The 19,491-nt window shown below is 53.6% G+C and carries 13 protein-coding genes; all 13 read right to left on the reverse strand.

Annotation, left to right across the window (positions count from 1 at the left end):
• Window positions 1-2 precede the first annotated feature (2 nt).
• The 13 genes from thrS to CPH80_RS09230 all read right to left on the reverse strand — a co-directional run bounded on the left by thrS (window position 3) and on the right by CPH80_RS09230 (window position 19,430).
• The gene (thrS, locus tag CPH80_RS09170; protein WP_096277127.1) at window positions 3-1,928 is read right to left on the reverse strand and encodes a threonine--tRNA ligase; all 1,926 of its coding nucleotides are present in this window, start codon (window positions 1,926-1,928) and stop codon (window positions 3-5) included.
• A gap of 169 nt (window positions 1,929-2,097) precedes the next feature.
• Complete coding sequence (locus CPH80_RS09175) at window positions 2,098-4,707, reverse strand: TRAP transporter permease (protein ID WP_096277129.1); 2,610 nt, start codon at window positions 4,705-4,707, stop codon at window positions 2,098-2,100.
• An 88-nt stretch (window positions 4,708-4,795) separates the two neighbouring features.
• Entirely contained in the window at window positions 4,796-5,779 is a 984-nt protein-coding gene (locus CPH80_RS09180) for a TAXI family TRAP transporter solute-binding subunit (RefSeq protein WP_096277131.1), read from the reverse strand.
• Between the two features lie 184 nt (window positions 5,780-5,963).
• Window positions 5,964-8,348, reverse strand: coding sequence for an efflux RND transporter permease subunit (locus CPH80_RS09185; RefSeq protein ID WP_096277133.1), 2,385 nt, complete (start codon window positions 8,346-8,348; stop codon window positions 5,964-5,966).
• Window positions 8,349-8,395: 47 nt separating this feature from the next.
• Window positions 8,396-9,544, reverse strand: a complete 1,149-nt coding sequence (locus tag CPH80_RS09190) for a WD40/YVTN/BNR-like repeat-containing protein (protein WP_227520424.1) — start codon at window positions 9,542-9,544, stop codon at window positions 8,396-8,398.
• A gap of 96 nt (window positions 9,545-9,640) precedes the next feature.
• Window positions 9,641-11,029, reverse strand: coding sequence for a DUF1329 domain-containing protein (locus CPH80_RS09195; protein WP_096277135.1), 1,389 nt, complete (start codon window positions 11,027-11,029; stop codon window positions 9,641-9,643).
• A gap of 179 nt (window positions 11,030-11,208) precedes the next feature.
• Complete coding sequence (gene pepN / locus CPH80_RS09200; protein ID WP_096277137.1) at window positions 11,209-13,857, reverse strand: aminopeptidase N; 2,649 nt, start codon at window positions 13,855-13,857, stop codon at window positions 11,209-11,211.
• An 84-nt stretch (window positions 13,858-13,941) separates the two neighbouring features.
• Window positions 13,942-14,781: a DUF2797 domain-containing protein gene (locus tag CPH80_RS09205; protein WP_096277139.1), complete on the reverse strand. Its 840-nt coding sequence runs from the start codon at window positions 14,779-14,781 to the stop codon at window positions 13,942-13,944.
• Complete coding sequence (locus tag CPH80_RS09210; protein WP_096277141.1) at window positions 14,778-15,071, reverse strand: YeaC family protein; 294 nt, start codon at window positions 15,069-15,071, stop codon at window positions 14,778-14,780. Before CPH80_RS09210 ends, CPH80_RS09205 begins: the two co-directional genes overlap by 4 nt.
• A 163-nt stretch (window positions 15,072-15,234) precedes the next feature.
• Window positions 15,235-16,098 carry a rhomboid family intramembrane serine protease gene (locus CPH80_RS09215; RefSeq protein WP_096277143.1) on the reverse strand — a complete coding sequence of 288 codons (864 nt, stop codon included), beginning with the start codon at window positions 16,096-16,098 and terminating at the stop codon, window positions 15,235-15,237.
• 45 nt (window positions 16,099-16,143) lie between these two features.
• On the reverse strand, window positions 16,144-17,163 hold the full coding sequence (locus CPH80_RS09220; RefSeq protein WP_096277145.1) for a metallophosphoesterase: 1,020 nt from the start codon (window positions 17,161-17,163) through the stop codon (window positions 16,144-16,146).
• Between the two features lie 2 nt (window positions 17,164-17,165).
• A complete protein-coding gene (locus tag CPH80_RS09225) occupies window positions 17,166-18,050 on the reverse strand; it encodes an NAD(+) kinase (protein ID WP_096277147.1) in 885 nt (294 codons plus the stop codon).
• Between the two features lie 135 nt (window positions 18,051-18,185).
• Window positions 18,186-19,430, reverse strand: a complete 1,245-nt coding sequence (locus CPH80_RS09230) for a DNA repair protein (protein ID WP_096277149.1) — start codon at window positions 19,428-19,430, stop codon at window positions 18,186-18,188.
• Window positions 19,431-19,491: the final 61 nt, after the last annotated feature.

A 19,491-nucleotide genomic window follows, 5' to 3' on the forward strand; every position in this document is an offset into this window, starting at 1 on the left:
AGTTAATTCTCCATCTTGGTTCTGCCCTTGCGCTCAACATCTTCCTGTAGAAGCTGCTCAAACGCTTCGAGCGATAAGGTTCCCAAATCTTTACCTTTGCGGGTTCTCACCGCAACGGTGTTGTTCTCGACTTCTTTATCACCGACAACGACAAGGTAGGGAACTTTGTTAATAGTATGCTCGCGGATTTTAAAGCCGATCTTCTCGTTTCTCAAGTCAGCATTAACCCTAAAGCCTAAAGAATCCAACTTTTTCGCCAGATTCTGACAATAATCACGCTGATTATCGGTAATATTGAGAATTGCCACCTGGGTTGGAGCCAGCCAAGTCGGGAACGCGCCTTCGTACTCCTCAATCAGGATACCAATAAACCGCTCAAACGAGCCAAGTACGGCTCGATGCAGCATCACCGGTGTTTTACGTTCGGAGTTATCCGCGACGTATTGCGCACCAAGGCGGCCAGGCATGGAGAAGTCTACCTGAATAGTGCCACACTGCCATACCCGCCCGATACAGTCCTTCAAAGAAAACTCGATTTTCGGGCCATAAAACGCGCCTTCGCCCGGTAAAAGCTCCCAATCGACACCTTCGCGGTTCAGAGCCTCTTCAAGTGCAGCTTCGGATTTGTCCCAAACTTCATCAGAGCCCACGCGCTGTTCCGGACGAGTGGACAGCTTGTACAGAATCTCGGTAAAGCCAAAATCTTTGTACACCTCGTGCAGCAGGTCAATAAACTTGGACACTTCCTGCTGAACGGCATCTTCTTCACAGAAGATGTGGGCGTCGTCTTGGGTAAAACCACGCACGCGCATCAATCCGTGCAGCGCACCAGAGGCTTCGTTTCGGTGACAGGAACCGAATTCCGCCAAGCGCAGCGGCAGGTCCTTATAGCTTTTCAGGCCTTGGTTGAATACCTGGATGTGACACGGACAATTCATCGGCTTGATAGCAAAGTCGTGTTTTTCCGACTCGGTGGTAAACATGCTTTCTTTGAACTTGTCCCAGTGGCCGGACTTTTCCCACAGTTCGCGGGACACTATCTGGGGTGTCTTGATTTCCTGATAGTCGTGTCGGTGCAGGATATCTCGCATGTACTGCTCTATTTTCTGATACACGGTCCAGCCCGCCGGATGCCAGAACACCATGCCCGGAGCTTCTTCCTGCATGTGGAACAAGCCCAGCTTTTTGCCCACTTTGCGGTGATCACGCTTTTCGGCTTCTTCAATGCGGTGCAGATGCGCTTTCAAGTCTTTTTTGTTAGCCCAAGCGGTGCCGTACACGCGCTGCAACTGTTCGTTATCCGTATCGCCACGCCAGAAAGCGCCGGACACCTTAGTCAGCTTGAAGGCTTTCATTTTGCCGGTGCTAGGCACATGAGGGCCACGGCACAGGTCGATAAAATCACCTTGGCGATAAAAAGACAGATCTTCTTCCCCGGGAATGTCTTCGATAATGCGAACTTTGTACTCTTCACCCATCTCGGTGAACAACGCAACGGCTTCGCTGCGCGACAGCACCGAGCGCGACACTGGAATGTCCTGCTTGGTCAGCTCCGTCATGCGCTTTTCAATACGCGCCAGATCTTCGTTCGTGAAGGGACGGTCGTACTTGAAATCGTAGTAAAAACCGCCGTCTATAACCGGCCCGATAGTCACTTGGGCCTCCGGAAACAGCTCTTTTACCGCCATGGCCAACAGGTGGGCCGTGGAGTGGCGGATAACCTCAAGGCCGTCGGCGTCGCGCTCGGTGATGATGGCCAGTTCGGCGTCGTGTTCAATCAGGTAACTGGTGTCGACCAGGCTGCCATCGACTTTACCCGCCAGTGCCGCCTTTGCCAGACCGGCGCCAATATCGGCCGCCACATCGTGTACGCTGACGGGTTGGGCAAAACTGCGATGACTGCCGTCAGGCAGGGTAACTACGGGCATGGAATGCTCCTGGGAGATGCTCAGCGGTGATCTATACCAAAGACCACTTGTGTGAATGGCCGCCGCGATACAAACCACGGTGCCAAGAGTGGGGCGGAGTTTAACAGAAAAATCCCCGGCAGGTTAATGCCGGGGATTGCTTAGGGGCTTGCACATTGTGCCCGCCAGATTAGCGCGAGGGGACAAAGGCCGGTCGTTCGCCCTCACCGGCCCTGCGCCGCAACTGTGCGAAGGCCAACAGCCCGAGCAAGAGCAACGCCGGAATAAACATCAGCTCTTTTGGCGGGCGTGGATTTTCCACCTGCACGATGTCGATAGTCCAGCCAAAACTGAGCCCAGCTTTTTCTGCATCGCTGCCAAAGTTAACGAACTCGACGCTCATCACCTCACCCGCCGCTGACACTTCCAGCCCAGCTGCCGCCAGCCGTTTCTCGGGCGTGTCGCCCGCAGGCAATGGCAGCTTCAGGTACTTGGATACATCATCACCCGACAGCGACATACCAGAAGCCTGGAGAATGATGGGCTGATCTGCAGCCACTTCGTCTACGTGCTGCAACAGCTCTGCACCGGGGCGATCGTTGGTGGGCGGGTATATTTCGTCCCACCAGAAGCCCGGACGGAACAGGGTGAAGGTAATCAGCAGCAGGCCAATGGTTTCCCACCAACGGGTTTTGGTAAACCAGAAACCCTGGGTGGCTGCTGAGAATACCAACATGGCGGTCACCGCGCTGAACACCGTCACTAACAAGTCAAACCAACCGGTCAACCCTATCAGCAATAACTGAGTATTGAAGATGAACATGAACGGCAGAATGGCGGTTCGGATGTCATAGGTGAAGCCCTGTATACCCGTTCGTATCGGGTCCGCCCCCGAAATAGCAGCGGCGGCGTAGGCCGCGAGCCCCACCGGCGGCGTATCATCCGCGAGTATGCCGAAATAGAACACGAACAGATGCACTGCGATCAAGGGCACCAACAGGCCATTTTCCGCGCCCAAGCTAACAATGACCGGCGCCATCAGGGTAGACACTACAATGTAGTTGGCCGTGGTGGGTAGCCCCATACCCAGGATCAGGCTGATAACGGCCGTAAACCCTAGCATCAACAGCAGATTGCCACCGGAGATGAACTCCACAAATTGAGTCATCACCAGGCCAATGCCGGTGAGAGTTACAGTACCCACCACAATACCTGCAGTTGCCGTGGCCACACCAATGCCCACCATGTTGCGGGCGCCGGTGACCAGTGACTGGGTAAGGTCTAGCCCGCCCTGTTTCAGACCGCTCAGGTAATTACCTCGGTCGTTAAAAAACGCTTTCAGAGGGCGCTGGGTGATGATGATAAATACCATGAACACCGTGGCCCAGAAAGCCGACAGCTGCGGCGAGAAGCGCTCAACCGTAAGGCACCACACAAGCACTACCACCGGCAACAGGAAATAGAGACCGGTTTTTACCGTTGGCCCCACCGGTGGCAGCTCGTCCATTACAGAATCTGGGCCGTCTTCTTCCAGTTCTGGGAAGCGCGACCCGTAACCGACAAGCCCAACATAGGCCGCCAGCAACAACGGCGTGAGTACCCACATAGCCGCGCTGCCAAACACGTCTTTCATCCAGCCTACACCGTAATAAACCGCTAAGGTCACTGCGCTCAACCCCAGAAGCACCATTACCCAAACAAGCATGCGCTGGGCCAGAGTCGGCTTGTTCAGCCGCTCAACGCCCTTCATATTCATCTTGCAGGCTTCTAGGTGCACGATGTAGATAAGTGCCACATAAGAAATCATCGCGGGCAGAATCGCGTGCTTGATCACTTCTAGATAAGAAATGCCCACGTATTCGACCATCAGAAACGCTGCGGCGCCCATGATCGGTGGTGTCAGCTGGCCATTGGTAGAGGCCGCCACTTCCACGGCACCGGCTTTGGTGGCCGGAAAACCGACCCGCTTCATCAACGGGATGGTGAAGGTGCCGGTGGTAACCACGTTGGCGATGGAAGAGCCGGAAATAATGCCGCTAAGACCGCTAGCAACCACTGCCGCTTTGGCCGGGCCGCCGCGCATGTGGCCAAGCATTGCGTAAGCTACCTTAATGAAGTAATTGCCGGCACCGGCACGCTCGAGTAAGGCACCAAAAAGTACGAACAGGAAAACAAAGCTGGTTGATACGCCCAGGGCGACACCAAACACACCCTCAGTGCCAAGCCACTGGTGCGAAGCCAGTTTGCTCAGGCTCGCTCCCTTGTGAGAAATAACGGCTGGCATATAAGGGCCGGCCAAGGAGTAAATAATGAATACGCCTGCAACAATCGTTAGAGGGAGCCCCAGCGCACGACGCGTTGCCTCCAACAGCAACACCAACCCGGCCATTGCGATAATAATGTCTTGGAGATTAGGCGCGCCAGGACGAGTGGCCAGCTGGTCATAAAAAACGTATAGATACGACGCTGTAAACGCGGCAGCCAACGCTAAAACCCAATCGTAGATAGGCACCTTGTTCGCGTGCTTACCCCGAATCATGGGGAACGCTGAAAATGCCAAAAATGAGGCGAAAGCAAGGTGAATCGAGCGTGACTCTGTAGAGTTAAGCAAGCCAAAATCAAAAATGTACGGTAGTGGGGATGCTATCCAAAGCTGGAAAAGAGACCAGAGTAAAGGAACAACAAAAAGAATGATCGCGGCAGACCCAGTTGCAGCCCTTCCACCGGATTCGGTCTGAAGAAACGCCTCAACCTTCTGCTTATCGATACGATCCCCGGCGCTCGGGTCGCTATTGGTCATAGCAGAGTCCTGTCAGAGGAAAAGGGTAAGATAAATTAAAACTGCGGGCAGAGGTTGCCCGCAGTTGCTCTACTCGCCGGTAACCGAATTAATCGATCAGGCCAGCTTCTTTGTAGTACTTGGCAGCGCCCGGGTGCAGCGGGGCACTCAAGGCGTCAGACACCATTTCTTCCTTCTTCAGGTTGGCGAAAGCAGGGTGCAAGCGCTTGAAGCTGTCAAAGTTTTCAAACACCGCCTTGACCACTTCGTACACTACTTCGTTTGGTACGTTGGTAGAAGATACAAACGTCGCTGCCACACCAAAGGTGGTCACGTCGTTATCAGAGCCACGGTACATGCCGCCAGGAATAACAGCTTTGCGGTAGTACGGGTTGTCTTCAATCAGCTTTTTGGCCGCCTTATTATTGACGTTAACCAGCACACTATCACAGGAGGTGGTTGCCTCTTTGATAGAGCCGGATGGATGGCCCACGGTGTAGAAGAACGCATCAATGTTGCCATCGCACAGGGCTTGGGATTGCTCCGCAGCCTTAAGCTCGGCAGCCAAAGAGAACTTATCCAAGGTCCAGCCCATTTCGTCCATCAGCACTTCGGCTGTCGCACGCTGGCCAGACCCCGGGTTACCTACAGAGACCCGCTTGCCTGCTAGATCGTCAAAGTTCTTGATGCCCGAGCCTTTGCTGGCCACCACGGTGAACGGTTCTGGGTGCAGTGAAAATACGGCACGCAGATCTTTGTTAGGGCCGTCTTCTTTGAACTGACTTGTGCCGTTATAGGCGTGGTACTGCCAGTCGGATTGCGCAACCGCCAGATCCAGCTCGTTTTGGCGAATGGCGTTCAGGTTGTAAACAGAACCACCGGTGCTTTCGACAGAGCAGCGGATTCCGTGCTCTTTGCGATCCATATTAACCAGGCGGCAAATAGCACCACCAGCCGGATAATAAACGCCGGTTACACCACCAGTTCCGATGGTAACAAAGCGTTGTTCCTGTGCAGAAACAGCTGTTGAGGCCGCACCCAAGCTGAAAGCTGCTGCTACAGCGAATGCGGAGGCTTTAAGTTTCAGTGTCATGTGAATTTTCCTTATTTTGATCGTTGTTATCAACTGCCCGCCTGAGCTCGCGGGCAAGCATCGCGCTCGTTATAGAACATAGACCACTTCACACTATAAATAAAGTATGGATTAGCTCGCTAACCAGTTGAGAAAACAACAAAAAAGCCCGCGCGGCGGGCTTTTTTGTGCTTGACTGCAAGTTCTATTTTGCAGCGCGGGCTTTGGCGATCATCTGATCCGGCCGCAGCAGGAACCGCGCCAGTGCCGGTAGTAGCCAGATTGCTCCAACCATATTCCAAAGGAACATGAAGAACAGTAAGAAGCCCATATCCGCCTGGAACTTGATTGGCGAAAAGATCCAAGTTACCACACCAAGCCCAAGCGTTACGCCGGTAAACATAACCGCCTTACCGGTCGAGCGCAGAGTCTCAAAATAGGCATCCTGAAGCGTTTTCCCTTCTAGTAGGTAATGCTCGAGCTTGCTGTAAATATAGATGCCGTAGTCCACACCAATACCTACACCAAGCGCGATGACTGGCAGGGTAGCTACCTTAATGCCGATCCCCGACACCGCCATGATCGCTTCACATAAAACCGAGGTCAGGCCCAGTGGAACCACAATGCAAAGCACTGCCCTTATGGAGCGGAAGGTAGCAAAACAAAGCAGGCTCACCACGCTATAGACCAGGATAAGCATCATATCCTTGGCATTGGCGATAACCTCATTTGTAGCCGCCTCAACACCGGCATTACCAGCCGCCAGCAAGAAGGTATGCTCCTCGTTGCTGTTCGCCTTAGCAAACACCTCAACCCTCTCAATCACCGTTTCAAGCGTTTCTGCCTTGTGGTCTTCAAGGAACACCAAAACCGGCGTTAGGCTGCAGTTGGTGTTGATAAGCCCAGATGGCGCCTCACGGATAGACGCATTAATGATGGTCTGGTTGCGGGAGATCTCGTACCACTTCCAGTTACCTTCATTCAGAGCCTTGGTCACGATTTTGGAAACGTCGGCAAGGGAAGCTGAGGACTGAACGCCTGGCGTGTTCTGTAGCTCCCATTGCAGTGAGTCCATGGCTCGCAAAACGTTGTACTGGGTACATTGCTCTACCGGTGTTTTAACCATCACAACCAGTACGTCGGCGCTGGTGGAATAATTATCGATGATGTACGCGTTGTCTAGGTTATAACGCGAGTCCGCACGAAGCTCGGGCGCTCCCTGGTCGAGATCACCTACCTTCAGATCCTGCTTGTAGTAAAGGCCAAGCCCCAGACCAATCACAGCAATAAGCAGTGAAATCGGTGCAACGCCTGGGTGAGCGAAGTACGACATCAAACGCCATTTACGATCCTGCTTTTCGCCCTGATTCTGAACGTGACGAATACCACCCTTGGAAATACCAAGGTAGGACATGATCAGTACATGCAGCACCAGATTGGTAAGGATAACGAAGGCCACACCCAAGCCCGCCGCTACGGCCAAATCGCGGATAACGTCGATCTCGATAAAGAACAGCGTAAGAAAGCCAAATGCATCAGAAATCAACGCCAACATGCCCGGAATATAGAGCGCACGGAATGCCAGGCGGGCCGCGGTTTCAGCATCGAAACCTTTGCTGGCTTCGACAGCCATGGCGTTTACGATCTGAACACCGTGGCTGATGCCAATGGCAAAAACCAAGAAAGGCACAAGAACCGAGTACGGATCCAAGCCGTAGCCCAAAATCCTGAGGGCACCTAGCTGTAAGAACACCGCAACAATCGACGTGAATACCGGCACCAGCGTGCCGGTGATGCTGCGGGAGTACCAGAACAGCAAAAGTGTGGTCAACAGAATCGTAATGCCCGCAAACCAGGCGATGGAGCCAATACCTTCAATAAGGTCACCGACTTTTTTGGCAAAACCGACAATATGAATGTCGATATTGGGATTCTGTGTTTCGTACTTATCGCGGATCTTTTCTTCGAGCTGACGGGAGAACGTGGCGTAATCCAATGGCTCGCCCGTTTCCGGGTTCTTTTCATACAGCGGTGCGTACACAATCGTGGACTTGAAATTATCCGATACCAGGCGCCCTACTTCGTTGGAACGAAGGATATTCTGGCGCAGCTGCTCTAAGCTTGCAGGCGAGCCATCATAGCCATCTGGAATGACTGTGCCACCCTGGAAGCCTTGTTCCGTTACTTCCACCCACCGAACGTTTGATGTCCACAGGGTTTTCAGGCCTGAGCGATCAACACCATCAAGATAGAAAACCTCATCGGTGATCTGCTTAAGAGTCTCCATGTACTCCGCAGAAAAAATATCACCCGTTTTGGTTTCCACGGCAATTCGTACAAAGTTGCCAAGGTTTTCTAAGTCATTCCGGTGGTCCAGCATATTGATAACATAAGGATGCTCAAGCGGGATCATTCGCTCAAAACTTGCATCTGGCTGGATCTTTATCGCGTTGTAGCCCAAAAACACCGTCAACAGCAGAAAGCCGATAAGAATCACGGCCCGGTTGTTGAAAATCAGGCGCTCCAGAAACGGCTCTGCCTTAGGCGTTGTTAGGTAGTGCTCACCCTTGTCATGGTTCGGGTTGGACATTCAAAAAGCCCCTCTATTATTTTTTCAGTTGTTGCCACATCAGGGCGTTATTGAAGGTTTTTCCCGCGCGCGTCAGTAACTTTTACGCCGCTTTCACCCACGATAAGAAGATTGGTTCCCGAAACCGGAACCACACTCATGATGCCAGACCGGCCACTACGAAAGTGCTCACGGAATGAATCTGCACCATTGCTACTCATAAGCACCGTGCCACCATTACCTACCAATGTTATCCGGCCGTCTTCGGCTACGGCCCCATCGTTAAGTGTTGCACCGGCACTGTTTGGAACCATGCGCCAGCTCTTTCCAAGATCCGTCGAAAATAGCATGGTGCCACGCAACCCAAAGGCCAAAATCTCATTAACCTGGCCGGTTCCAATCACACCAAACAGAGAACCTTCGTAAGGGCTTTCCCGTTGCTCCCAGGTGTCCCCACCATTCACAGAAACGTAGATCTGCCCCACCTCACCAACGATGGCAAGCGCGCCGCCAGCTATGCGAGCAATACTGTTAAGGTGAAAGTTCCGGGCATTATCAATCTGCCCCGCCCAATCATTCCAGGTATTACCGCCGTCTTCCGTACGCAGGATCATGCCGTAGGCACCCACAACAAATCCGTGCTGATCATTCTCGAACCAAACACCCAGAAGCGGGTTTACCGGGCCTATATCCAGATCTGACTGCATGTTTTCCATGGTGAAAATCAGATCGTCCAGAGCCCATTCCAGATCACCCTTCTCCGATTCAGGCGCCTCTTCAATGTGCTCTTCCATGGCAGCAACCTGTTTTTCCTTACCGGCAATGGCCAGTTCGGCTGCACCTACGCCGGTTAGCTGCAGGCTCCAACTCTCGCCAGCGTTCTCGGTATGAAGCACCACACCGCTGTGACCCACGGCCCAGCCGTGGGTGTCGGATCCAAAATCCACGGCGGTCAGCGTCACAGAGACAGGAACATTGCCCTGCGTCCAAGTTTGCCCGTCATCATCGGAGTAGATGATGTGCCCTCTCTCCCCGACAGCCACTATGCGATCACCCGCAAGCACAGCGTCATTAAGCAGGTGTGTGGGAGCCAGGTCGGTTTGCCGAGCCGGAGTTTCGATGATATCCGCAAGCGCAAACGCCGCTGGCGCGAACCAAACCATGGAAAGCCCGAGGCAGGCTGCCCCCAGAGTCTTGCACGTCAACCTTTTAGCCATTCAAATTGCCTATTATGTTGTTTAACTGTACGTCTCTGGCCGGCAGTGCCGGCAATAACGGGAAACATACCGGCACCAACGGTGAAAATGCCCAGCTTAGCGGACACTCCTGCGGCGCAGGGAAGATGGAGAAAAATAGCGCTTGTTCGGTATATCTTCATTGAAGACCCGTGTATTGGGTTCTTCCGTATCCAGGCCGAGTACGTGATAACGGCGGGCCTGTAGATCATGATAGACGTCCAGAACCGTCCACACACCCGGAAGTTCATAATAATTTTTGGCGAGCCCCATGGTCACACGCCACAACTCACCACGGCCATCATACTGATCCACCAAAAGCGTATTCCAACTGTCCGCGTCTACATAGAAACGGCGCTTCTGATAAATATGGCGCGCATCGTCTTTCAACGTCGCCTCAACCACGTGAACACGCTGCAGTTCCCAGCGGGTAAGATCGGGGTTTAGGTGAGAAATGCCGAGTATTTCGGAATAAGGTGTGCCTTTTTCGCCGATGCGGTAGTTGTTGTAAGGAATGTAGATTTCCTTCAACCCCTCGTAATTCCAGTTATAACGATCCAGTGCACCGTTGAAAATATCACTATCATCCGCCGTGCGGAGGTTTTCAGCGGCTGCAATTGGCGAATCGTAACCCAGGTTCGGAGCACGGCGTACGCGGCGCTGCCCTGCGTTATAACCCCAGCCATTTCTCGGGTTAACGATCTGGTTCAGGGTTTCATGGATAAGAATAGCGCCACCTGCAAGGCGGGGCGGAGACTGGGTAAACGAGAGATAATAGAACATGATGTTGTCCAGATCATCTTCATTACCCTCAGGGTTGTAAAAGTTGAAAAAGACTTCCTGCTGAGAGGTGACCAACGCATAGTCGCCATCACTCTGAACCGCCACCTCGCTGGATCGACGGGTAATAGAAACGCCGCGCCAGCGCGCCAAATGATTCCAAATCACCTGCCAGGCTTTCTGCTCGTTATTTCCGTGAAGGATCGGGAAAGGATAGCCACCATAGGCACCTTCGAGGCCTGCGCCCTTGCCGACAATCTCTGCGTCTACCGCATTTTCCTTGGTGTTCTCTGCAACCCAGTCAGGTACCGCGTGAGTGCGTCGGGATTTGTACACCGGCACACGGAAGGTGGTGGGATAGGTTTCAAGCATTGCAAGAACGCCATCAGAAAGGTGCTCGGCGTAGCGATCCTTATTAGACGCATTAATGGTGAAGAGTACTTCGTCGGTTGGGAACGGATCGATATGGTGCTGCCCCGTACCCTCATAACCAGCAGGAGGCTCTGTTAAACCCCCAGTCCAGGTGGGGATAGTCCCCGCTTTGTTTCCGGCCTTAATCGAACCGAACGGTGTGAGATCTTGGCCTAGGCGTGATGCTTCATTTGAGGACACTCCGGCCAAGGAATAAGAGGATGCTATCGAGAGGGCGAGCAGGCCCCCGAGTATCGCACTCTTTTTATAGTTCATTATATAACCCTGAATTCGACTGGAAGCCTGTGAGAAGGCTTTTTATTGTTGCCTGATAGAAATACAAGCTTTTACACAGGTTAGCCGATTCGTCAAGGTTGTCTATCGACCGAAAGTGCGATTTTGTATCCGGCCGTAATCAACGACTTACAATTACGGCCGGTCCCCCTTGCCTGCCCTCAGGCCTCAAGGCTCTTGTGTACCACTTCGTACAGATCAGCAGACAACCCAGACTTGTCCCGGATGCGCTCCAGAGCTGAGCGCATCAGTGAACTGTACGCTGGAGCAAACTTTTTCCAACGCGTAAGCGGTGTTACCAAGCGAGCCGCGATCTGCGGGTTACTGTCATCCAGGCGATACACTTGGTCAGCCAGGAATTCATAGCCGGAACCATCCGGGTTATGGAAGGCCGCTAGGTTCTGACCGGCGAACACACCAACCACAGAACGTATTTTGTTGGGGTTTTTCCAATCGAAGGCAGGGTGCTCCAACAGTGTGTGAATTTGTGGTAACTGGCCTGCGCGGTCGCTGGATGTTTGCACCGAGAACCACTGCTCCACCACCTGAGGATCATCCTGGAACCGTTCATAGAAGTCGGCCAGAGCCTGGCTTCGTTCGGCCGCATAATCTGAGTTTACCAGGGCTCGCAGTGCGCCCATGCGATCGGTCATGTTATCGGCGTTGCCGAGCTGAGTAAGAGCCAGGTCGCGGCCGGTTTCATCATTGATCATCAACAACCAGGCCAACGCGGTATTTCTCAGGCTTCGGCGGGCAACGGATTCCGGGGTAACTTCGTAGGCGCCAACTTCGGCATTGCGGTGATAACAGGCGATAAGCTCCTCACGCAACGACGTTGCGAGATGGTTTAACACTTGCTCGCGGGCACGGTGAATGGCCGCAACGTCGGGGCTATCCGCCAGCTCAAGCAGATAGGCTTCAGAGGGCAGTTGCAGCATTTTTGCCACCAGCGCCTGATCAAGCTTCGGGTCAGCAAGTAAAGTGCGGTAAGCCTCCACCAAGCGGGGCTCTACCTCGGCGGCATCGGGAGAGCCAACCAGTGACTGAATCACATCAACGGCGAGGCGCTGTCCCGCATCCCAACGGTTGAAGCCATCCGGATCATGACTCATCAAAAACACCAGCTGCTCGCGACTCCAGGGGTAAGCCACACGAACCGGCGCAGAAAAGTGGCGCAACAGTGATGGAACCGGCTTCTGGGCCAGCCCGTGAAACTCGAACGCATGACTTGCTTCGGTCAACTCAAGAACGCGCTCGGTTGGCGCACTCGCAGCATCGTCAGTGCTTCCAAGACTGAGCGGCAGAGCCTCGCCATCTGCGCCCAGCAGGCCTAGGGCAAAAGGAATATGCTGCGGTTTCTTGTCAGTCTGGCCCGGGGTATCCGGAATGGTCTGCTGAATCGTTAAGCGGTAAATACCCTGCTCTGCATCGTACTCATCCGATACCTTCAGCACTGGGGTGCCCGCCTGCTCATACCACAACCGGAATTGCGTGAGATCCCGACCGGAGGCGTCTTCCATCGCTTTTACAAAGTCGTCAGTGGTAACTGCCTGCCCGTCGTGGCGCTCAAAGTACACATCACTGCCTTTGCGGAACAGATCCGGGCCCAGCAATGTGTGGATCATGCGAACGACTTCTGCACCTTTCTCATAAATGGTCAGGGTGTAGAAGTTGGAAATCTCCATATAAGACGTTGGGCGCACGGGGTGCGCCATAGGGCCTGCATCTTCGGCAAATTGCGCCGTTCTCAGCAGGGTTACATCTTCCATACGCTTCACGGTTGATGAGCCCATGTCTGCCGAGAAGGTGGAATCGCGGAATACGGTGAAGCCTTCCTTCAGGCTTAGCTGAAACCAGTCACGGCAGGTTACGCGGTTGCCAGACCAGTTATGGAAGTACTCGTGGGCAACAATGGATTCAATGCGCTGAAACGCGAGATCGGTTGCAGTCTCCTGACTGGCCAGTACGCAGGACGAGTTGAAGATATTCAGGCCCTTGTTCTCCATGGCCCCCATGTTGAAGTCGTCGACAGCCACAATCATGAAGATGTCGAGATCGTACTCGCGGCCGTAGGTTTCTTCATCCCAACGCATGGAGCGCTTGAGAGAATCCATGGCATGCTGAGTTTTTGCCGCATTGCGCGGCTCAACGTAGATGCGCAAATCGATGTCTCGACCGGAACAGGTTGTGAAGGCATCCTTTTTTTCAACCAGATCACCCGCCACCAAGGCGAAAAGATAGCTGGGCTTGGGGAACGGATCTTCCCAGGTAACAAAGTGGCGTCCATTCTCTAGGTCGCCTTTTTCTACATCGTTGCCGTTGGACAACAACACCGGGCAGGCGTTTTTGTCAGCCTCAATGCGGGTACGGTAACGAGCCATCACATCCGGCCGATCCGGAAAATAGGTAATGCAGCGGAAACCTTCAGCCTCACACTGGGTACAAAACATGCCCGACGATTTATACAGGCCCTCAAGGCGGGTATTGTTCTGCGGCTCAACCCATGTCACAACCTTCAACTCGAACTGGGCCGGCACCTTGGCAATAACCAGTTGTTCACTGGTTTCTTCGTAGGCGTCCGCAGCGAGCTTCTCGCCATTCAGTGCGACACTCTCCAGTTTCAGGCTATCGCCGTCCAGCGCGAGCGGGGCAGACACCTCGGCCGATTCTGGGTTACGGCGCACAGACAGCGTGCTATGCACCCTTGCGCCATCGTCAAAGAGTTCGAAGCGAAGATCCACCGTGTCCACCAGGTATGTGGGTACTTTGTATTCGCTCAGGCGGGTGGTTTTTGGCTGATTGGTGCGCATTGATTGCCTCCAGATTTCTCAGCCTGCAACTGACCCCAAGCGGGCCAGGCAGGCATTATTAGAACGGGCGGGTAGAAGGTCGCGTTAAGCGCCCATCACCCGGAAACGGACTTCATAACCGGTGAATTTACGAATATTGATCACACCGGTGTCGAGAATCAGGTACTGGCCCTTGATACCTTCAAGAACCCCTTCCACTTCTGGTGTTTTATCCAGATTGTGGGTTTTAATCTTTTCTGGCCATACTTGTACGGGATAGCTCAGGCCTAGCCCCTGCTCATCCACTTCACGGATAGCATCCTGCCCATGCTCTTCCCGCAGGGCGGCAATATCGTCTGCGATCAGCGCCAGTATCCGCTGGCGCTCTTGCGCGAGATCCAGCTCCGGAACATCACCCTTGAGCATCGCACGCCAGTTTGTGCGGTCAGCAACATGCGCCTTGCAGGCCACTTCAACCAGGCCAGAAAGATAGCGGGTAGCCACTCTAAACATGGGAATTGCATCAACCGCTCCCTGGTCTATCCAACGTGTTGGTACCTGAGAGCCCCGGGTAATACCCACCTTCAAGCCTGATGAGTTGGCCAGATAGACCACATGTTCAATCATGCAGTGAGTCTCGCCCCACTCCGGCTCGCGGCAGGTGCCCAGATGGTAGTGGCACTTCTCTGGGCTCATGATGCACGTATCACACGCCGCCAGCTTACGGAAACAGGGGTAGCAGAACCCCTGACTAAAGCTCTTTTTGGTTACCCGATCGCAGTGAATGCAACGAATCACACCCTCAAAATCAAAACGCAAGGGTTTGCCAATAAGCTCGTTCAGTGGCACGCGGGCATCACCCACCGCTAAAACATAAGACACCGGGTCGCCCGCATCTGCCGGCATCTTTCTGAGCCGGCCGGTCACATCAGCAAGGTCGCTCAAGACTTAACCTCAACAAACTGATTGGGATCAACGCCATTACCGCCTGACTGGCTGCGACGCACGGTAGGGTCACAGTCTGTACCCGCCTTGCGGCCGCGATCGAGGAACCCTACCCGTTCTTGCTCCGGGATCTTCTGCAGGTTTTCATAATAGATGACAGCTTCCAAACTGATCTCACGCTGCTGCGGCGTAAGTTTTCGGCCATCAGGCCATTTCCCGAGTTCGATGGACTGCCGCAAGCTCTGGTAAACATTGGGATCGAGTCGTTCGATAAGTTCTTCGTAGGTCATCGGGTTCTCCTGAAAAACCTTCATAAAAAGTAGTGGAATCGTTTGACAGGCACAAACGATAATGATTATCATTGCATCACCAAGTAACGACGGTCGTGTTATTTGGTCTCTCTCATCAGGAGCTATACGCTTCTTTTATACCCCACCTTTTGGTGGGGTTTTTTTATGCCTGCTGTTTTCTACGGACCGGCAGAATTGCTGCCAGCGCCAGGCCCGCAACAAATCCGCCTAAATGCGCTTCATTTGCCATACGCCCTAGGCCCAGCATTTCAGGCAAGGGTGTAAACCCGATCACCATCCACACCACGGCAAAGGTTACAAGCGCAGGCGGAAACTGGAACCGCGGCGCCTTTCGTTGGCTAAGCCAGCAATAACCAAGAATGCCATAAACAACCCCCGAAAGGCCGCCAAAAAAAGGCCCCGAAACGATATATTGCAGCCCGTTAGAAAAAAGACTGGTTATGATGAAAAGCAGAACCAGCCTGCCACGGCCGTCAAACCATTCAATCTGACTGCCCAAAAACCACAACATCACAGAGTTAAAAATAATGTGGGTCCAGCTGAAGTGCAGGAAATCCGGAGTGAACAGCCGCCACACCTGGCCACTGGCAAGCGTTGCAGAGAGCGCATCGAGGCGCTCAGCCATGTTTCCCCAGTCGTATGCTCGCGGATCAACAATCAGTAGGTTAACGGTAAACTGGTTACTGCCCAGACTGGTAAGCCAGGCCATCAGCACACCCAGCACGATTATACCCAGCACCAGCGGGGCATGCCGCGGAGAGGGTTGCCAGCGCCCTGCCACAAACACCGGCGAGCGATTCTGCTGCTCTACCGCCTGTTGAATGTCGGGCTCCGCGAGGAACCGATCGAGTGCCTCAAGCACAGGTTCGGCATGGTCGGGGTTTTCCAGCCATAACACCTGGAAATCACCTTCCTCACTAATTCTGTGAGGAACGCCCCGGCCTTTCAACCACTGGCTAAATCCACTTAGGTTTGTATTGGTATCCAACTGTTTTACGCGGTACACAATCTAGCTTGCCTCAAAGAGTATTTTGGCTAAAGGTTGCACGCTCTAGCGCGCAACACTGTCTTCACTGATGGGATAATCTGGGGAGTCGTGATGATCCCGGGCAACGTTAACCCAGACAAACTTATCGGCGGAAAGTGCCTTCTCACCGTCCATCCGATATGCCACCAGCCTACCGTATTTCACGGCGCTGAAATCAATGCACGCAACATTGGATTTCAGTGGCGCAGGTTCGCTCTCCATCCAGTAATGGCCCACAAACACCGGAGGTGCATCCAGCGGATAGCTGATCAACTGCCTGCGCTCGGCTTCAGTAAGAGCCCGGCTGGCTACTTCCGGCGGTAAAGGGTCTGGCTGGAACACAACATCCGCGTAGGTGCGGGGGTTATCCGCCCAGAACTTGGTGCGAAAAAACTCTCGAACGTATCCGTCTCGCCCGGTTATCGCCATACCCTGCGGAAGACGCAGGTCCGTGCCTCGTAACAGTGTATCCATAACCTGACCGGCGAAAGAATCGATTGCCGCAGAGGCATGAAGAAAGTCCTCGTCGATGCAGGCGCCACCTTGCATGCGTTTGAATTTCTCGATGAGTTCACTGTCCCAGCACGCATGCACCGCGCGGAAGTCATCGTCATCAATAAACAACGGAATGGTGTAAAACCACTCAAGGAAATCGTTCCACTCGTGGGGATACGCATCAAACTGAGCAAGAGTTTCCTGGATCAGACGGTCGTGACGGGAATTGTGCTCACGCAGCCAAGTTTTGCCACTGCCCGCCCGTGCCAGCGTACAATAGCCTAGGGCGTTATACTCGTGATTACCCATCACAATACGCGCAGAGCCCCGCTCAACCATGTTCCTCACTAAGTGTAGGGCTTCACGGACTCTCGGGCCTCGATCGATGATATCACCGATAAATATAGCCTGCCGGCGGCGGTGCTGGTAAACCCCGTTAACCTTGCTGTAGCCCATTTGCTCCAACAGTTGTGCCAACGTATTTGCACAGCCGTGTATATCACCAATGAGGTCATAACCACGACTTGCAGTATGATTCGTTCCAGCCATGATCAACTCGCTGCTATTTCGCTTGCCCAACCAAGTTTGTCCCGGCAGGTGGCATAGAAATTATGGTCTTTAGGGTGAATCAGACGGATTTTGAACGGCTTTTTAGCGATGCGAATGATATCACCCGGCGCACAGGCAATGTTCATCTGGCCATCGAAGCTGATCTGCGGATAGGTCTCGTTGGTTTCCCCGACAACCAGCTTTATCTCGCTCTTGCCATCAACGACAATCGGTCGACTACTGAGCATATGAGGGAACATAGGCACCAGTACAATGGCATCCAGTTTCGGATGCATAATCGGTCCCCCCGCTGAAAGCGAGTACGCAGTTGAGCCCGTGGGAGTGGCTACGATCAAGCCATCTGAACGCTGGCTGTATACAAAGTGGCCATCGATATACAGGTCAAAGCCTATCATGCGGGTCGATTTGCCTGGATGCAGGACCACCTCATTCAGTGCGGTACCAAAACCCAAGGGCTGCCCGTTGCGCTCGACGTTGCCATCAAGTAGAAAGCGGGTTTCTTCAATGTACTCGCCTTCAAGTACCTTACCGAGACGCTCTTCCAGATCAGCGGGCGAAATATCCGTAAGGAACCCTAATCGCCCGCGGTTTACCCCGAGCAGCGGTATCTTGGATTTTGCCAGTTCCCGAGCCGCGCCCAACAAGCTCCCATCGCCTCCGACCACAATAACCAGATCGCAAATTTCGCCGAGCAGTTTCTTGCTGGCAACCTGCAAGCCATGGCCAGGCAACATACTGGCCGTGTCCTCCTCAAGGATAACGTGGTAATGGTTGGCGACCAGATATTGTTTGAGCTGGCGCAATGATTCAACCACTTTAACGCTGCCCATTCGGCCGATAACGCCTATGTTTCTGAATTGTTCCATGAAGCTTCCTGTGGTGTCGGAACACGACGAGAGTGGACGAGACCGCTCACGCCCATATCAATCTGGCCTACAGTTTAACGAAAGTCACCCTGATACTGAAAAAAGTTCTGGGGCCCTAATAAGCGCCCCTCATTTTCAGGGCTGATGATTCTCGCAGCGGTCGTCGAGACCGGGCTTAAATTCTCCTGGCTGACTTACCCGCAGTAGCGGCTCGCCACAAAGCTCCCCGCTTTCAAGGCCGTGCTGACAAACTGGGCTCTCGTAGTGCTCAAGCCACTGAAGGTATGCCGGCTCATTCATACCACAACGCTCCGCAGCGTAAGCGGTGGGGTTGCCGAAGTAGGTTTCGATTTCATCATAAGGCAGGGTCAGGTGGCCAACGCCCGGGTGATAACCAACCAAAAAAACAGACTGTGCTTTCAGCTGGCCCATCACTGTGTTTTCCGGCGGTTCCCTGTGCCTGAGCTCATGCACCTCCTGATCGAGGGCAACAAGCTTTTCATCCCCGTGCGCCAGCTCACGCTGCTTACGATCCAGCTGCTCCCTCAGCAATACCAGCTCCGCATTCACATTGGCATCATTGCGATCTTTCCCTAGACCACCGGAATCCACCTGTTCTTGCATGGTGAGGTACTGCTGGTTACGCTCCGCCAAACGGTACTTTAGCTGTTCGTTGCTGAGGCGTTGTCGCTCATACTTCTGTTCTAGATCAATGGTTTCGTTGCGCAGGGTTTTGGTCTCAAGCCGGTGCTCTCGCTGTACTTCAGAAAGCACATGCCGGTGAACGCTCTGCAGGGTCTTAATGCGCAGGCGTTGCTCACGAATCAACTGAGCTAGGCGGGCACGATCAGCGCCGATACGATCTTCTTCAGCTAAATCGGAATTATCCCCGGCACGAAGCACAGGAATGTTCTCCTCTTCTTCAGGCTGAACGCGGCGGAACTTGAGGGTATTGGCGTCAACGGCTTTGCGGATAGCTTGGAAATGGTTGTTGCCCGGGGTCATATCCGGATCCCACAACTCTGCCGCGTACTGGGGATCTGGGCACTGGCTACGGCAGACAAGACGAATAGCGCCGCCCCCCATGTCCGGCCCTTTAGCCCCTTGGGTGGCGAGCTCTTCAATAGGCACGTTCCAGCTGCTGTCGGCCCTGCCCTCCTCATCAAACCAGATGCGAAAAAACACAAGCGCACGCACAAGCAGATCGCCACTCAGATCTACCAGAACGGCTTTGACATCTGTTTCAGCAAGATCCGATAACCCAACATAGCCATCAAGGAAGGCTCCAAACTCGTTGGCACGCATCTCGCGGGCCACCTGATTGCCTTCTATGAAGAACACCGCCGAATAATCGCCCGTTGCCTGGCCGGCAGATACCATTGCAGACTCCCTAAATTCCAAAAAACTCTCTGGCAGACCCAAAGTTTATAGTCTAGCCAGA

It is taken from the genome of Marinobacter sp. LV10R510-11A (assembly GCF_900215155.1).
In the GTDB taxonomy this organism is placed as follows: domain Bacteria; phylum Pseudomonadota; class Gammaproteobacteria; order Pseudomonadales; family Oleiphilaceae; genus Marinobacter.